The sequence below is a fragment of the Providencia sp. PROV174 genome (assembly GCF_028480685.1).
Lineage (GTDB): Bacteria > Pseudomonadota > Gammaproteobacteria > Enterobacterales > Enterobacteriaceae > Providencia > Providencia rettgeri.
This window is the reverse complement of record NZ_JAMPOT010000020.1, coordinates 1-17,548: the sequence shown is the minus strand read 5'-3', so window position 1 is coordinate 17,548 and position 17,548 is coordinate 1. Positions and strand designations below refer to the sequence as shown.

The window sequence follows — 17,548 nt, the reverse complement described above, 5'->3', positions numbered from 1 at the left end:
CTTGATATGGATCAACGAAGCATTGAGTTTGCGGTGTTTCGTCAGCAAAAGTAATGGCGGAGTAAACACGGGGAAGAGGGTGGAATAATGTTCAATATACTGGTTGGGATAACTAATTACAGCGATTAATTATGGATATAGGTATCACAATAAGTACATTGTGATACCTATCCTATTAAAAAATTAGCGCTTCTTGCCAAATGCAGCAGCAAGGGCATCACTCATGGCACTATTCCCAGAAGATGCATTGTTTTGACGTGAATTACCTCTTGGTTGAGGAGCTTTACGTGTATTTTTGTCCTGTTCTGGGGCTGCACGGCGAGGTGCACTGTTAGAATCACCGGCTTGCTCATCTAAACGCATCGTTAACGCAATGCGTTTGCGCGCAATATCCACATCTAACACTTTGACTTTTACAATGTCACCGGCTTTTACCACTTTGTGTGGGTCTTCGACATAACTATTTGAAAGTGAAGAAATGTGAACTAAACCGTCTTGGTGAACACCAATATCCACAAAAGCACCGAAGTTGGTCACATTGGTAACCGCACCTTCTAAAATCATGCCAGGAGTCAGGTCCTTCATGGTTTCTACGCCTTCCGCGAAGGTCGCTGTTTTAAACTCAGGACGTGGGTCACGGCCCGGTTTTTCCAGCTCTTTAATGATGTCAGTGACGGTTGGAACCCCAAATTGCTCCGTGGTGAAGTCGCGTGGACTCAAAGCATTAAGTACCTGTGAATTACCCATAATTTCTTTGAGTGGCTGGCGGACAGACTCAAGAATTTTTTCGACAATTGGATAAGCTTCAGGATGAACAGTAGAAGCATCTAACGGGTTTTCACCATTGGTGATACGTAAGAAGCCAGCACATTGCTCAAAAGCTTTTGGCCCAAGACGTGCAACTTTGAGTAACTGTTTTCTATCGCTAAACTGGCCATTTTGGTCGCGCCAGTCCACCACGTTTTGCGCAATCATTTTGCTTAAACCAGCAACCCGAGTCAGTAAGGCAACAGAAGCGGTGTTCAAGTCAACTCCAACCGAGTTTACGCAGTCTTCGACTACGGCATCTAATTTACGTGCTAATTGCGTTTGGCTGACATCATGCTGATATTGGCCAACCCCTATGGATTTAGGGTCAATTTTCACCAATTCAGCTAGCGGGTCTTGTAGGCGGCGGGCAATTGATACGGCACCACGTAAAGACACATCTAAGCTTGGAAACTCGAGCGCTGCAAGTTCAGAGGCGGAATACACAGAAGCACCAGCTTCGCTGACAATCACTTTCTGTGCCGTGACTTCTGGATACTGTTTTTGTACTTCAGCAAAGAAACGTTCCGTTTCGCGAGAAGCAGTCCCGTTACCTATCGCCACTAACTCGACATTGTGTTTTTGGCAAAGCGCCGCAACGATGGTGGCCGCTTTTGCGGCTTGCCCGGTATGCGGATAAATTGTATCAGTCGCAATTAATTTCCCTGTCGCATCCACGACAGCAACTTTCACGCCAGTACGTAGACCTGGGTCTAATCCCATGGTGGCACGCATTCCTGCAGGTGCCGCCATCAGTAAGTCACTGAGGTTACGAGCAAATACGTTAATGGCTTCTTCTTCGGCCTTTTCACGCAGTGAGCTCATCACTTCTGTTTCTAAGTGCAGTAATACTTTGACACGCCATGTCCAACTGATCACTGCCTTACGCCATTGGTCAGCCGGAGCATTATTTAAACGAATATTTAAGTGACGAGTAATAATTTCTTCGCAGTAACTTTCTTTGGGTGGTTCATCAAACTGAGGATCACAGTTTAATGAAAGCTGTAAAATTCCTTCGTTACGGCCACGGAACATCGCAAGAGCTCGGTGAGAAGGAACCTGAGCAACAGGTTCGTGATGTTCAAAGTAGTCGTTAAATTTCACCCCTTCTTCTTGCTTACCTTCTGCAACAACAGAAACAAGGTGGGAATTTTTCCAAATATAGTCGCGAACTTTCGCTAAAAGAGCCGCATCTTCGGCGAAGCGTTCCATAAGGATATAGCGAGCGCCATCTAAAGCGGCTTTGACATCAGCAACACCTTTGTCTGCATCGATATAGGTTTTTGCGAGTTCATCAGGTGACTGACTAGGGTCGTTCCACAGGGTGTCGGCTAAAGGCTCAAGTCCTGCTTCGATAGCAATTTGCCCACGGGTACGACGTTTCGGTTTATACGGAAGATACAGGTCTTCAAGCTCGGTTTTATTAAGCGTAGTATCAATAGCGGAGGCAAGCTCTGGTGTCAATTTACCTTGCTCTTCTATCGACTTAAGAATGGTTTGTTTACGGTCATTTAATTCGCGCAAGTACCCTAAACGGCTTTCTAGCTGGCGAAGCTGAGTATCGTCCAACCCTCCGGTAACCTCTTTACGGTAACGCGCAATAAACGGGACAGTATTTCCTTCATCTAACAATGTGATGGCAGAAAAAACCTGTTTCGGCTGGGCTTGCAGTTCCGCTGCAATAATTTGGCTTAGAGTTTCATTCATGTCGAATTTAAATACCTACTGAAAGAACAGTTAAAAAATTTACTGCACTGTTATACTTGGTGAGAACGAGAATTTCCAGACTGAATTTGAGCCTATTGGTAGGAAAGTCTCAGATTATGTTCTATAAAATATTATAATTATGGCTCCACTAGCTAATATTTGAAGGTTATGACTAAAAGTCTTTTAATTACACGTGAAGGTTGGGATGCATTAGATAAAGAGCTGAAGTACCTGTGGAAGGAAGAGCGCCCTCGGGTTACTCAATCTGTTTCAGAGGCCGCTGCTCAAGGGGATCGCTCAGAAAATGCAGAATATATTTATGGTAAAAAAAGGTTGCGTGAAATTGATAGGCGTATCCGTTTTTTATCCAAAAGATTGGATCAGTTAAGGATTATCGAGCCTGATCCTCGCCAAGAAGGCCGTGTCTTTTTTGGCGCATGGGTTAAACTAGAAGATGAAAATGAAAATATCAGAATATTCCGTATCGTTGGTGCGGATGAATTCAACCCTACAAAACAATGGATTTCAATAGACTCTCCAGTAGCACGAGCCTTGATAGGCAAACAGGTTGATGATGAAATAACAGTAAATACGCCAGGAGGGCAGGTGACTTATTTTGTGTTAGAGATAAGCTACCACCCACTAACCACCTGAAGTGTAAAATGATTCATTAAATTCTATGTTAGTGGTAAATTAGTGAGCATTAATATTGTTTTACTTACATTCATTAAAAAAATAATTTGAAAGATGCACATCTTGAGGGCTACAAAATGCAGGAAAGTTATAAGGTTCTTGTCGTCGATGATGATATGCGTTTACGTGCACTGCTGGAACGTTACCTCACTGAGCAGGGTTTTCAGGTAAGGAGTGCTGCAAATGCTGAACAGATGGACAGAATCCTGACAAGGGAATCTATTCATTTGATCGTCTTAGATTTAATGCTACCGGGTGAAGATGGTCTATCGATTTGCCGTCGCTTACGTAGTCAAAATAACCCAATTCCTATTATTATGGTGACAGCGAAAGGTGAAGAAGTTGATCGTATCGTTGGCTTAGAAATCGGTGCAGATGACTATATTCCAAAACCTTTTAATCCACGGGAATTGCTAGCTCGTATTCGTGCGGTATTACGTCGTCAAGCTAATGAATTACCGGGTGCGCCATCTCAAGATGATGCAATAATTACTTTCGGTAAATTTAAATTAAATCTTGGAACACGAGAAATGTTCCAAGGTGATGAAAATATGCCATTAACCAGCGGCGAATTCGCGGTGTTAAAAGTGTTGGTTTCTTATCCAAGGGAACCGTTGTCTCGTGATAAGTTAATGAGCTTAGCGCGAGGCCGTGAATACAGTGCGATGGAACGTTCTATTGATGTTCAAATCTCACGTTTGCGTCGTATGGTTGAAGAAGACCCAGCACATCCTCGTTATATTCAGACGGTTTGGGGCTTGGGCTATGTGTTTGTTCCGGATGGAAGTAAAGCATGAAGCGACTGAGGTTCTCAAGGCGTAGTACATTTTCTCGCTCGTTATTTTTATTTGTAGCCTTACTGTTTGCGAGCCTCGTAACCAGTTATATGGTTGTGTTGAATTTTGTTGTGATGCCTAGCTTACAACAATTCAATAAGGTATTGGCATACGAAGTAAGAACATTAATGACAGAGAAAATGGTTCTACAAGATGGAACCTCAGTGCGGGTATCTCCCGCGTTGCGTAAGAAAATCTACAATGAATTAGGGATTACCTTTTATGCACATTCAGCGGCAATGGAAGAAGGGCTGAACTGGGCAAAAGAGTATGATTTTCTAAGCGAACATATGTCCGAATATATTGGTGGCAAGGCGAGTGTTCATCTCGAACTAGGCCGAGAGTATCCCATTCTATGGCTAACGTCTTATCTCGCACCTGATATCTGGGTGCGAGTTCCTCTGACTGAAATTGGTCAAAATCAGTTCTCCCTGGTTTTTCGCTATACCTTAACGATTTTTCTCACCATTTTTGCCGGGGTATGGCTGTATATACGCTACCAAAACAAGCCGTTGCTTGAATTGGAGTATCATGCAGGTGAAGTTGGTAAAGGGGTAATTTTACCCCCAATGCAAGAAAAAGGCGCCACAGAGGTTAGAGCCGCCATCCGTTCTTTTAATCACATGGCTGCAGGAATTAAAACTTTAGAAAACGATCGAACTGTCTTAATGGCAGGGGTAAGTCACGACCTCAGAACTCCCTTAACCCGTATTCGTTTAGCGACAGAAATGATGAGCCCAGAAGATAGCTATCTGGCAGAATCTATTAATAAAGATATTGAAGAGTGTGATGCGATTATCGGTCAATTCATGTCCTACCTGAAAACGGGCCAAGAAATGGATATGGAATTCTGTGACCTTAACGCTATCTTAATGGAAGCAGTGAACTCAGAAAGTAATGTCATCGGTGAAATTGAAACTGCACTCGAGCCCGGTTCAATGATTGTTAATGGTAATCCATTAGCGATCAAACGCGCTATTACAAACATGATAGTTAATGCATACCGCTATGGAAATGGCTGGATTAAGGTCAGTAGTGGTAAAACGGAAGATTTTGTTTGGTTTCAAGTTGAAGACGATGGCGCAGGTATCAAAGAAGAAGACATTCACCGTTTGTTCCAGCCATTTGTACAAGGTGAGAAAGCGCGTAGTAATACAGGAACAGGCCTAGGTCTAGCGATTATTCGCCGAATTGTCGATGCTCACGAAGGGAGCATTGAGATTCATAAAAGTGAGCGTGGTGGGTTTGCGATTAGGGCTCTTCTCCCTCTTAAAGAGAAAGAAGACTAAATACTCTTCACACTTTGCGCCGCAGCGTTGTTGGCTGCGCTCGGCTACTCGGGTCACATACTTGTGTATGCTCCCCGATATATCCTCTCTGGCCGCCTAGCTGCAACACAAATTGTTTTGAGTATTATTTATATCAAGTAGGAAAAGATGCTCTCTTTTTTGCACTTACCTACAACTTGAACTATTTAGAGCTATCCTTTTACTCTTCACACTTTGCGCCGCAGCGTTGTTGGCTGCAACCAAATTGTTTTGAGTATTACTTTATAGTTGCAGGATAAAAATATTTTTCGCTTTTATGACAGTCTGTCATTTTTCTTTTTGACGTCAGCTTTGGAACTATAAAATTTTAATTGTTTGAATTTTAAGATTTAAAATTATATTTTTCTTAATTTTTACTTCCTCCTCAATGAAAAAATAATCAATTGTCATAAAACTGTCATAAAAACGACATGTTGTCGTAACTAAATTGTCCTATTTTTCCTACCGTGACATACACCCAACAATTTTATACTTGATTGTTTCTATACATCCCCGGAGGGATTATGAAAATGACGCGTACCACCTTAGCAAGCGTAATGGCAGCAACTTTATCTCTGACTGCAATGTCTTCTTTTGCTGCTACCAGCCTGACCGGAGCTGGCGCGACCTTTCCTGCTCCTGTTTATGCGAAGTGGGCAGACTCTTATCAGAAAGAAACAGGTAATAAAGTAAACTATCAGGGGATTGGCTCTTCTGGTGGTGTCAAACAAATTAATGCAAAAACAGTTGATTTCGGAGCATCTGACGCCCCATTAACTGATGAAAAACTCAAAGAAGATGGCTTGTTCCAGTTCCCTACTGTTATCGGTGGTGTGGTACTGGCAGTGAATATAAAAGGCATCGAATCAGGGCAATTAACCTTAGACGGTAACACACTAGGTGATATCTACTTAGGTAAAATTAAAAAATGGAATGACCCAGCGATTGCTAAATTAAACCCTAACATTAACTTACCTGACCAAGGTATCGCAGTTGTAAGACGTTCTGACGGTTCCGGTACAACATTCGTATTTACTAGCTACCTCGCTAAAGTGAGCGCAAGCTGGAAATCAGGTGTTGGGGTCGGTTCAACAGTTAACTGGCCAGGTGATAGTAACAGTGTTGGCGGTAAAGGTAATGACGGCGTAGCCGCTTTCGTACAACGCTTGCCTGGTTCTATCGGTTATGTTGAATATGCATACGCAAAACAGAACAACCTTGCGTATACTAAATTAATCTCCGCGGACGGCGAAGCGGTTTCACCAACGGGTGAAAGTTTCAGCGCAGCAGCGAAGAAAGTGGACTGGTCTAAATCTTTTGCTCAAGATTTAACAAACCGTGATGGTGCGAATGCATGGCCGATTACTTCAACCACATTCATCTTAGTTCACAAGCAGCAAGCGAATGCGGAAAAAGGCAAAGCGGTTCTAGACTTCTTCAACTGGGCTTATGATAAAGGTGGTAAACAAGCGGAAGCATTAGATTACGCAATTTTACCTCAAGAAGTAGTGACGGCAGTACGTGCGGCATGGAAAACAGAAGTTAAAGATAGCCAAGGTAAAGCATTATTCTAGGTGAACTTAGGTTTTCTAAGTGCACTTAGGGTTGGAAATGGCGGGTAAGTGCTGAGGAACAGAGCTTACCCGCTCATCGTTGTAACGCAATCCTGTAGAAAAGAGCAGGAATGAAATGAGAACAAAGCGCATGGCCGAGAAAACAACGGCATTTAGAGCTCCCAGCAAATCAGGTGATGTGATTTTTAGTGCACTGGTAAAGATTGCCGCGCTCATCACTTTGTTAATGCTCGGAGGCATTATTATTTCCCTTATTTTTGCATCTTGGCCAAGTATGCAGAAGTTTGGGTTTTCGTTTTTGTGGACCAAAGAGTGGGATGCTCCGGCGGAAGAATTCGGTGCTCTTGTGCCTATTTATGGCACTATCGTTACATCGTTAATTGCTCTGATTATCGCAGTACCCGTTAGTTTTGGTATAGCACTATTCCTAACCGAGCTGGCTCCCAATTGGCTAAAACGTCCTCTTGGTATCGCGATTGAACTCCTTGCTGCTATCCCAAGTATCGTTTATGGGATGTGGGGGTTATTTGTCTTTGCACCTCTGTTTGCAGAGTATTTCCAAGAACCAGTTGGTAATGTGATGTCGAGTGTACCGATTGTCGGTGAACTATTTTCAGGGCCCGCATTCGGAATCGGTATTTTAGCCGCAGGGATTATCCTCGCGATTATGATTATTCCTTATATTGCATCAGTGATGCGCGATGTATTTGAACAAACTCCTGTGATGATGAAAGAGTCAGCCTATGGGATTGGCTGTACGACATGGGAAGTGATTTGGAATATCGTGCTGCCGTATACCCGCAATGGGGTAATCGGTGGAGTGATGTTAGGTCTTGGCCGTGCATTGGGTGAAACCATGGCGGTTACTTTCGTGATTGGTAATACTTACCAACTTGATAGCGCATCACTGTTTATGCCTGGAAACAGTATCACCTCGGCACTGGCAAATGAATTTGCGGAAGCGGAGAGCGGCTTACATACCTCGGCCTTGATGGAACTTGGACTAATCCTGTTTGTTATCACTTTTATTGTGTTAGCAATTTCCAAGTTAATGGTCATGCGTCTTGCGAAAAATGAGGGCCGTTAAAATGTCGATATCTCAACCTATCGCAGTGAATGAAAAAGAGCGAGCTCGTCGTCAAGCGTGGCGTCGCCAAGTTAACAGAATGGCTCTATTTATCTCAATGTTAACGATGGCTTTCGGTTTGTTCTGGTTAGTGTGGATTTTGTTTTCTACAGTCACTAAAGGGATTGATGGCATGTCCCTCAATCTGTTTACTGAAATGACTCCACCACCTAATACGGAAGGTGGCGGGTTGGCAAATGCCATCGTAGGCAGCGGTTTATTAATCTTATGGGCGACAGTTATCGGTACGCCTTTAGGGATTTTAGCGGGAATTTATTTAGCAGAATATGGCCGTAAGTCATGGTTAGCTTCAGTCACCCGCTTTATTAATGACATTTTATTATCAGCTCCGTCTATCGTTGTAGGGTTGTTTGTGTACACCATTGTGGTTGCTCAAATGCAGCACTTCTCGGGTTGGGCTGGGGTCGTAGCACTTGCATTGCTGCAAATTCCAATTGTTATCCGAACTACTGAAAATATGTTGAAATTAGTTCCGGATAGCTTGCGTGAGGCCGCTTATGCACTTGGCACACCAAAATGGAAAATGATTTTATCTATTACGCTAAAAGCGTCTGTGTCAGGGATTATCACTGGGATCTTGCTTGCAATTGCGCGTATTGCAGGGGAAACCGCACCACTTCTGTTTACTTCACTGTCAAATCAGTTCTGGAGTACAGATATGAGCGAGCCAATTGCCAACTTACCAGTGACAATCTTCAAATTTGCAATGAGCCCATTCTCTGAATGGCAAGAGCTTGCATGGGCTGGGGTTCTGTTAATTACCCTATGTGTCCTGCTGATTAACATCATTGCACGTGTTGTGTTCGCACAGAAAAAACACTAAGCGCCAGATAAATAAAGATTTAGAGAGAAAAGCAAACCATGATTAATGCAAACGATATTGCAAATAGTAAAATTAAAGTACGTGACCTCAATTTCTATTATGGCAAGTTTCACGCACTGAAAAATATCTCTTTAGACATTGAAAAAAATAAAGTGACTGCATTTATCGGCCCATCAGGCTGTGGTAAATCGACGTTATTACGCACTTTCAATAAAATGTATGAATTGTATGGCGAGCAGCGCGCAGAAGGTGAAATTTTACTGGATGGCCAAAACATCCTGACTGATAAGCAAGATATTGCGTTATTGCGTGCGAAAGTCGGAATGGTTTTCCAAAAACCAACACCATTCCCGATGTCTATTTATGACAACATTGCATTTGGTGTGCGTTTATTTGAGAAGTTATCCCGTGTGGAAATGGATGAGCGCGTGCAGTGGGCGTTAACAAAGGCGGCATTATGGAATGAAACCAAAGATAAGTTACACCAAAGTGGTTATAGCTTGTCGGGTGGCCAGCAACAGCGTCTCTGTATTGCTCGTGGTATTGCTATTCGGCCTGAGGTTTTATTGCTAGATGAACCCTGTTCCGCTCTAGACCCTATTTCAACTGGTCGAATTGAAGAACTGATTAGTGAATTAAAATCAGAATACACCGTGGTGATTGTTACCCACAATATGCAACAAGCAGCACGCTGTTCTGACTATACGGCTTTCATGTATTTAGGGGAGTTAGTCGAGTTTAACCATACCGACAAAATGTTTACTACCCCAGAAATGAAGCAAACTGAAGATTATATTACTGGCCGCTACGGTTGATATGGAGCCGACGATGGATACGCTGAATCACAACAAACATATATCGGGGCAGTTCAATGCTGAACTGGAACATATCCATACTGAATTGATGACGATGGGAGGACTGGTCGAAGAGCAGCTTACCAAAGCCATTACGGCCATGCATAATCAGGATGAAGCCCTAGCACGTGAAGTTATCGAAAATGACCATAAAGTCAATATGATGGAAGTGGCCATTGATGAAGAATGCGTTAAAATCATTGCGAAGCGTCAACCAACAGCGAGTGATTTGCGCCTCATTATGGCGATTTCAAAAACGATTGCTGAGCTGGAAAGAATCGGTGATGTTGCGGACAAAATCTGTCAAACTGCATTGGAAAAATTTTCTCATCAACACCAGCCCTTGCTAGTGAGTTTGGAATCATTAGGCCGTCATACAGTACAAATGCTACATGATGTATTAGATGCGTTTGCTCGAATGGATCTTGAAGAAGCGATTCGTATCTACCGTGAAGATGAGAAAGTTGACCAAGAGTATGAGGGCATCGTACGCCAATTGATGACTTATATGATGGAAGACCCGCGGACGATCCCAAGTGTATTAACAGCACTGTTCTGTGCTCGTTCAATTGAGCGCATTGGTGACCGTTGCCAAAATATCTGCGAGTTTATTTTCTACTATGTGAAGGGGCAGGATTTCCGTCATGTGGGGGGAGATAGTCTTGAGAAGATGTTGACGAATAAATAATTACTCGAATACTCGTCATATTTCGTGCTGTGGCGGTGTTGGCTTCGCTCGGCTACTCGGGTCACATACTGATGTATGCTCCCCGAGATATCCTTGCTTGCCGCCTAGCCACAACACGAACTATTTAGAGTATTAATGTATGAGGTTAATTCATTCGATGATCTGTTTATTATGATGAATACACTAACACGTTCTTCTACCGACTTTCTTCTTGCTCGATAAGAGTCTATTGATGGTTTAACCATGTTTGGGGCACTTTGTTATTAAGGTGGCCCTTTTTTGTTTTTATCAATATTCCATTTAGTTATAAATATATTATTTAATATTATTTCAAGTGCTAAGAAATAGTTGATAGCGTGTGATGGTCGATTTACAAAAATTTACCGTCAGGGGTGTTCAATGAAAGCTCGTATTCTAACGACTGTTTTACTTACAGGTTTAGCGCTGACAGCGAATGTCGCTAGCGCAGATAAATTAGATGATATCAAACAAGCGGGTGTGATCCGTATTTCTGTGTTTGATAGTAATCCACCATTTGGTTTTATTGACCCACAAACTAAAAAATTAGCGGGTTATGATGTGGATATCGCACAAGAAATTGCAGATAGCTTAGGGGTAAAACTTGAGCTTCGTCCCACTAACCCAGCAAACCGTATCCCACTTCTGACTTCGGGCAAAGTTGACCTGATTGGCGCTAATTTCACCATTACAGATGAACGCGCAAAACAAGTTGATTTTTCTATCCCTGATTTTGCGACAGGCCAAAAATTTATTGCCCGTAAAGGCGTATTAAAAACGCCTGACGATATCAAACCACTACGTATTGGTGCAGATAAAGGCACTGTGCAGGAAGTGACTTTACGTGAACGTTTCCCTGATACAAAGGTGATTTCTTATGACGATACCCCGCAAGCATTCGCTGCACTGCGTAATGGCAACGTCCAAGCTATCACTCAAGATGATGCAAAACTGGTTGGCTTGTTAGGAAATTTACCTGAGAAAGTTAAAGTTGATTTCGAAATTTCCCCATTTAGCCTAACCAAAGAGTACCAAGCATTGGCGGCAAGCAAAGGCGAAACCCGTTTAGTTGAAAACGTCAACGAAACATTGTTGAAACTGGAAAAAGACGGTAAAGCCGAGGTAATTTATAACCGTTGGTTTGGGCCAGATACTAAAGCTGCACAGCCACGTGGGGACTTTAAATTTGCGCCACTGAGTGAGCAACAGCCTCAGTCTTAACGGGTAGCGGTAAATACTCAGTGATATGAAGCCCTGCACTCTGTGCGGGGTTCTTGGTTATAAGGGATGTGTTTTTAATCACAGGCTGTGAAGGCAATAGGTCGTGAACAATGTTTGAAAAATTTCTGAGTGGTGATTTTTGGTCTGCCCATTTATTGGCACCCGAGTATCTAGAATGGTTTGGCTACGGTTTTTTGATCACCGTTTGGATCTCGATTTGTACCATTGTTGCAGCCACTGCATTGGGTTTTATAGTTGCATCAGCAAAGGATAGTCAAATTACTCCTGTGCGTTGGGTCGTGGGCATCTACATCTCTATTTTTAGAAATACGCCTTTGTTGGTGCAGTTATTCTTTTGGTATTTTGCTTCCGGTGAGATTTTACCCTCTGCGGCAATGGAATGGCTAAATACTCCCCATGAAATCCATTTACTTGGAATAACCGTGGGTTGGCCATCATTTGAATTCTTAGCAGGTTTTATTGGTTTGACCCTGTATACCGTTCCTTTTATTGCTGAAGAAATTCGCGCTGGGATCCGTGGTGTTCGTCAAGGGCAAAAATATGCCGCGTTTGCTTTAGGATTAACGTCGTGGCAGGCCATGAAATTGGTGGTATTACCGCAAGCCGTTAAAATCGCCATGCCTCCGTTACTGGGCCAATATATGAATGTGGTGAAAAACTCATCGTTAACGATGGCAATCGGTGTCGCAGAACTGTCTTATGTCTCCCGCCAGGTTGATAGCCAGACACTGCAAACCTTTACTGCCTTTGGGGTGGCGACGGTATTGTATATTGCCATTATTGCGGTAATGGAGGGCTGGGGCCAGTGGCGCCAGCAGCGTAATTTGGCTCAGGGGGTATAAGATGGATTTTTCAGTTATTGAGCAGAACTGGCAATATTTATTATTCGGTACTTTCCCTGATGGACCGCTTGAAGGCGCAGCGCTGACGCTAGTCATTAGCTTACTTGCCGGTGCGGCTTCCATTGTACTAGGGACATTGGGCGGAATAGCCTTAGCCATGCTGCGAGGCTTCTGGGTTAACCTATTCGCTGCAGTTTTAGGTTTTTTTCGTGCAATTCCTGTCATTATGTTGATTTTTTGGACCTATTTCCTGCTGCCAATCTTATTGGGTATGGAAATTCCGGGTATTGCAACGGTAGTATGTGCATTGGCATTGATTACCTCCGCATATTTGGCTCATGCTGTGAAAGCGGGCATTTTAGCAATAGGAGCAGGGCAGTGGCAGGCAGGTTTATCCTTGGGGTTTAGCCGCTGGCAGGTATTATGGAATATCGTGTTACCACAAGCCTTACGTATGATGGTGCCGTCATTTATTAACCAGTGGGTAGCATTAATTAAAGATACCTCATTAGCCTATGTTGTTGGTGTTGCGGAGCTTTCTTTCTTAGCAACCCAAGTGAACAACCGTGAAATGGTCTATCCTCTCGAAGTTTTCTTATTCGTTGCATTTATTTATTTTGTGATGTGTTTTGCAGTAGAAATTATTGCGAATAGAGTGGCGAAAAAGCTCAGTGCACAGCATCAACCCCAGAAACTGGCTGCGAAACATCGTTTGTTGTTTTGGCGTCGACAAAAATTGTTAGCACTTTCCTAAATCAAAAGTGGTGGTGAAATACCCACCATTTTTTCACTCCACTATTTTGGTTTTTATTATTATTTCATCTTGGCGTATCAGTTAGTTAGGACATTTTTGCCCCTTATAGTTTACGCAATCGTTTTCTTTTGTGATTTTTAATTGTAGTATAGGGCGAAAAAAACTTTTTTTGGGCGCAATATCTAATGAGTAATCAATCTTCTAGCTCGGCACAACCGCAGGGCTTGTTTCAGCGTGTTTTTAAATTGCAAGAGCACGGCACGACAGCACGGACAGAAGTTGTTGCAGGCTTCACGACCTTCCTGACGATGGTATATATCGTCTTTGTTAACCCTCAAATACTCTCAGTTGCAGGCATGGACATCAAAGCCGTGTTTGTTACCACCTGTTTGATTGCGGCAATTGGTAGCATTTTAATGGGGCTACTGGCAAATTTACCGATTGCTGTTGCACCTGCGATGGGCTTGAATGCCTTTTTTGCTTTTGTTGTTGTAGGGGCGATGGGGTATTCATGGGAAGTCGCTATGGGCGCCGTATTTTGGGGGGCTGTCGGCTTATTTATTCTGACACTATTCCGCATACGTTATTGGATTATCGCCAATATTCCTTTGAGTCTTCGTGTCGGGATCACCAGTGGTATCGGCCTATTTATTGCGATGATGGGGCTGAAAAACTCCGGCATTATTGTGGCTAACCCAGACACGTTAGTCTCTATCGGTAACTTGACTCACCATAATGTTTGGCTGGGAGCTCTCGGATTCTTTATTATTGCAATCTTAGCGGCACGTAATATTCATGCCGCGGTATTAGTTTCTATTGCGGTGACCACCTTGATTGGCCTAGCTCTGGGGGATGTAAAATATTCTGGGATATTCTCAATGCCGCCAAGTATCACGAGTGTCGTGGGGCAGGTTGATTTCTCTGGCTCTTTAGATTTAGCGTTGTCCGGTGTGATTTTTGCCTTCATGTTAGTCAATTTGTTTGACTCATCAGGTACCATGATTGGGGTGACTGACAAAGCGGGTATCACCAATGAACGCGGGACTTTCCCTCGAATGAAACAAGCTTTATATGTAGACAGCTTGAGTTCTGTCGCAGGTTCAGCGATGGGAACGTCTTCAGTTACTGCATATATTGAAAGTTCTTCAGGTGTTTCTGTTGGTGGGCGTACAGGTTTAACCGCGATTGTCGTTGGTGTTTTATTCCTATTGACTATGTTTATCTCACCTCTTGCAGGCATGGTGCCAGCTTATGCAACTGCAGGGGCCTTGATTTACGTGGGCGTGCTGATGACTTCAAGCCTAACGCGCGTGAAATGGGATGACTTAACTGAGTCTGTACCCGCATTTATTACCGCAGTGATGATGCCATTTAGTTTCTCGATTACTGAAGGTATTGCGTTGGGCTTTATTGCTTACTGTGCAATGAAAATTGGTACCGGACGCTGGCGTGATCTGGGTCTGTGTGTGATTTTAGTCGCGGCGATGTTCCTACTCAAAATGATTCTAGTCGACGCCTAATATTCGTCATATTTCAAGCTGTGGCGTTGTTGCCTACACTTGGTTACTCGGGTCACATACTTGTGTATGCTCCCCGAGATAACCTCGTCTGGCGCCTAGCCACAACTTGAATTATTTAGAATATTGCTCAAGATGACTCTCTATTTTCTGTCCTCAGACGATACAGCTATTTAGAGCATTAGAACGTTTAGGCAACTAAGTGATCATTTTCTGTAGGTAAAGCTATTTAGAAGATTAATACCCCCTCATATGGCTCTTCCTTTTTGTTGCTTGCATGCAACACAAATTATTTAAGGTATAATCATTAAAGTACTGTTGCGAAGGCAGGGTGGAATAAAAAATCCGCTGAAATTGCAAACTAGTGCTTTCCCCCTTTATGGGATCCTGCTAGATTTCGCAGCAGAAACTGACTTTATCAAGGTATCAGACCATGAATGCACCAAAAAAAACGGCTGCGAAGCCAAAGAAAAAATACCGTAAAACAAAAGAAGAGATAAATGCGGAAGGCCGTGAGCGTAAGCGTGAGAAAAAACATCGCGGTCATAAGTCTGGCAGCCGTTATGTAGAACAGGCTTCTAATAAGCAAAACGGTGGGCAAAACGCTTCAACCGACCCCCGTTTAGGCAGCAAAAAGCCAGTGCCTTTAGTTGTGGATGAAAAACAGGTCACGAAACCTGTGGTTGAGAAAAAACAGCCGGCGGTTAAAGAAAAACTGGCGCCAGAAAAAGAGCTTGAAATGCTGGAAAGCGATGACCGTTTAGATGGCATTTTGGCACGCCTAGAAGATGGCGAAACCATCACGGCGCAAGAACAAGAATATGTTGATACTTGTTTAGATCGTATCGATGAGCTGATGAATATTCTCGGTATTGAATATAGCGAAGAAGAAGAGGAAGAAGACGAAGAAAAACTTGATGACATTATGCGCATCTTAAAAAGTAAATAATTTCGTTTAAAAGATCCCTCGCGCTAGCGGGGGGTTTGGCTATTTTTTTCGCTAACTCACTTTTCTTTGATGTTGCATCAAGTCTCTTCTCTCTAACATATTTATACTCGTCATATATAAAGCTGCAGCGTTGTTGACTATGTTCATTCGCACTAGTCATATACTTATGTATACTCCTAGCGACTCATTCACTTGTCGCCTAGCTGCAACTCGAAATATTTAGAGTCTATAATGCTTATGCAGGTTATAAAATTTTCACTCTTATCGAATAACAAATTAAATAGAGTGAAGTCATCGTTATAGTTTGAGCTTTTGGTCAATTGAGGAATGTTATGTCAGAGCAAAATATTGTTTGGGATCTTTCTCTCATTCAAAAATACAATTATTCAGGGCCACGTTATACTTCGTATCCCACCGCCTTGGAATTTAATCAAGAGTATGATGAGAATGCGTTTGTTCAAGCAACGCAGCGTTATCCTGATCGCCCTTTATCGCTCTATGTTCATATTCCTTTTTGCCATAAACTTTGTTATTTCTGTGGCTGTAATAAACTAGTGACACGCCAAAAACATAAAGCCGATGAATATCTTCAAGTAATTGAAAAGGAAATTATTCAGCGCGCAGCGTTATTAAAAAACCGCATCGTGACGCAAATGCATTGGGGCGGTGGAACTCCAACTTATCTCGATAAAGCTCAAGTCAGCCATTTGGTTGGTTTATTGAAAAAACACTTTAATTTTGCAGATGACGTGGAAATGTCGATTGAAGTCGACCCGCGTGAAATTGAACTGGATATGATAGACCATTTGCGCCATGAAGGGTTTAATCGCCTAAGCATGGGAGTGCAGGATTTTAATAAAGAAGTTCAGGAACTGGTTAACCGAGAACAGGACGAAGATTTTATTTTTGCGCTAATTAAACGCGCCAAAGAGATGGGTTTTACCTCGACAAGTATTGATTTGATTTATGGTTTACCTAAACAAACACCTGAAAGTTTTGCATTTACCCTAAAGAAAGTGGCTGAATTATCACCAGATCGCTTAAGCGTGTTCAATTATGCACACTTACCTAGTTTATTTGCGGCGCAGCGTAAAATTAAAGACGCTGATTTACCAAGTGCGGAGCAAAAACTCGATATTCTGCAAGACACAATTGCGACTCTCACCAGAGATGGCTATCAATTTATTGGTATGGACCACTTTGCTCGCCCTGAGGATGAACTTGCCGTGGCACAACGGGAAGGCATTCTGCACCGTAATTTTCAAGGTTATACCACCCAAGGAGATTGTGATTTACTGGGGTTAGGGGTTTCTGCGATCAGTATGTTAGGCGATAACTACGCACAAAATCAGAAAGATTTGAAAACTTATTATGCGCAAGTTGAAGAGCAAGGTCATGCGCTGTGGCGTGGACTCGCCTTAACCGATGATGATTGTCTACGCCGTGATGTCATCAAAACCTTAATCTGTAACTTCCAATTGGATTTTGCCCAAATTGAAGCAATCTATCCAATTGATTTTAAATTTTATTTTAAAGAAGATTTAGAACTATTGAAACCAATGGCAGAAGATGGGCTGGTCGAAATAACAGACAAAGGTATTAAAGTGACACCACAAGGACGTTTACTTATTCGTAATATTTGTATGTGTTTTGATGTGTATTTGCGTAGTCAGATGAGGCAGCGGCAGTTTTCCCGCGTCATCTAAATGCTCTTCATATTTCGTCCTGTCGCGTTGTTGTCTTCATTCAGCCACACGGGTCACATACTTAGTGTATGCTCCCCGCGCGGT

15 protein-coding genes are annotated in these 17,548 nt (G+C 42.8%); 14 read left to right on the top strand and 1 reads right to left on the bottom strand.

Annotation, left to right across the window (positions count from 1 at the left end):
• Positions 1 to 183 precede the first annotated feature (183 nt).
• Entirely contained in the window at positions 184 to 2,514 is a 2,331-nt protein-coding gene (locus PSE60_RS16475; RefSeq protein WP_272666097.1) for a Tex family protein, read from the bottom strand.
• A gap of 168 nt (positions 2,515 to 2,682) precedes the next feature.
• Between PSE60_RS16475 and greB the strand changes: the two genes are divergently transcribed.
• The 14 genes from greB (at position 2,683) to hemN (ending at position 17,464) form a co-directional block, all read left to right on the top strand.
• Positions 2,683 to 3,168 carry a transcription elongation factor GreB gene (greB, locus tag PSE60_RS16470; protein ID WP_109912392.1) on the top strand — a complete coding sequence of 162 codons (486 nt, stop codon included), beginning with the start codon at positions 2,683 to 2,685 and terminating at the stop codon, positions 3,166 to 3,168.
• A gap of 116 nt (positions 3,169 to 3,284) precedes the next feature.
• Entirely contained in the window at positions 3,285 to 4,004 is a 720-nt protein-coding gene (gene ompR / locus PSE60_RS16465; RefSeq protein WP_004266122.1) for an osmolarity response regulator transcription factor OmpR, read from the top strand.
• On the top strand, positions 4,001 to 5,332 hold the full coding sequence (envZ, locus tag PSE60_RS16460; RefSeq protein ID WP_210837202.1) for a two-component system sensor histidine kinase EnvZ: 1,332 nt from the start codon (positions 4,001 to 4,003) through the stop codon (positions 5,330 to 5,332). The genes ompR and envZ overlap by 4 nt, the downstream gene beginning before the upstream one ends.
• A gap of 542 nt (positions 5,333 to 5,874) precedes the next feature.
• The gene (pstS, locus tag PSE60_RS16455) at positions 5,875 to 6,924 is read left to right on the top strand and encodes a phosphate ABC transporter substrate-binding protein PstS (RefSeq protein ID WP_210837204.1); all 1,050 of its coding nucleotides are present in this window, start codon (positions 5,875 to 5,877) and stop codon (positions 6,922 to 6,924) included.
• A gap of 130 nt (positions 6,925 to 7,054) precedes the next feature.
• Positions 7,055 to 8,011 (top strand): phosphate ABC transporter permease PstC, encoded by a 957-nt coding sequence (pstC, locus tag PSE60_RS16450; protein WP_004262847.1) that lies wholly within the window; start codon positions 7,055 to 7,057, stop codon positions 8,009 to 8,011.
• Between the two features lies 1 nt (position 8,012).
• Entirely contained in the window at positions 8,013 to 8,894 is an 882-nt protein-coding gene (gene pstA, locus PSE60_RS16445) for a phosphate ABC transporter permease PstA (RefSeq protein WP_115166380.1), read from the top strand.
• A 38-nt stretch (positions 8,895 to 8,932) separates the two neighbouring features.
• Positions 8,933 to 9,709, top strand: a complete 777-nt coding sequence (gene pstB, locus PSE60_RS16440; RefSeq protein ID WP_004262838.1) for a phosphate ABC transporter ATP-binding protein PstB — start codon at positions 8,933 to 8,935, stop codon at positions 9,707 to 9,709.
• A gap of 13 nt (positions 9,710 to 9,722) precedes the next feature.
• The gene (phoU, locus tag PSE60_RS16435; protein ID WP_036958602.1) at positions 9,723 to 10,436 is read left to right on the top strand and encodes a phosphate signaling complex protein PhoU; all 714 of its coding nucleotides are present in this window, start codon (positions 9,723 to 9,725) and stop codon (positions 10,434 to 10,436) included.
• Positions 10,437 to 10,835: 399 nt separating this feature from the next.
• A complete protein-coding gene (locus PSE60_RS16430; protein WP_219245366.1) occupies positions 10,836 to 11,675 on the top strand; it encodes an ABC transporter substrate-binding protein in 840 nt (279 codons plus the stop codon).
• 110 nt (positions 11,676 to 11,785) lie between these two features.
• On the top strand, positions 11,786 to 12,538 hold the full coding sequence (locus PSE60_RS16425) for an amino acid ABC transporter permease (RefSeq protein ID WP_272666092.1): 753 nt from the start codon (positions 11,786 to 11,788) through the stop codon (positions 12,536 to 12,538).
• Between the two features lies 1 nt (position 12,539).
• Positions 12,540 to 13,292, top strand: coding sequence for an amino acid ABC transporter permease (locus PSE60_RS16420; RefSeq protein WP_004266115.1), 753 nt, complete (start codon positions 12,540 to 12,542; stop codon positions 13,290 to 13,292).
• Positions 13,293 to 13,477: 185 nt separating this feature from the next.
• The gene (locus PSE60_RS16415) at positions 13,478 to 14,812 is read left to right on the top strand and encodes an NCS2 family permease (RefSeq protein ID WP_004266114.1); all 1,335 of its coding nucleotides are present in this window, start codon (positions 13,478 to 13,480) and stop codon (positions 14,810 to 14,812) included.
• A gap of 430 nt (positions 14,813 to 15,242) precedes the next feature.
• Entirely contained in the window at positions 15,243 to 15,758 is a 516-nt protein-coding gene (gene yihI, locus PSE60_RS16410) for a Der GTPase-activating protein YihI (protein WP_272666090.1), read from the top strand.
• Between the two features lie 332 nt (positions 15,759 to 16,090).
• Positions 16,091 to 17,464, top strand: coding sequence for an oxygen-independent coproporphyrinogen III oxidase (gene hemN / locus PSE60_RS16405; protein WP_272666088.1), 1,374 nt, complete (start codon positions 16,091 to 16,093; stop codon positions 17,462 to 17,464).
• The last annotated feature ends 84 nt before the right edge of the window (positions 17,465 to 17,548 follow it).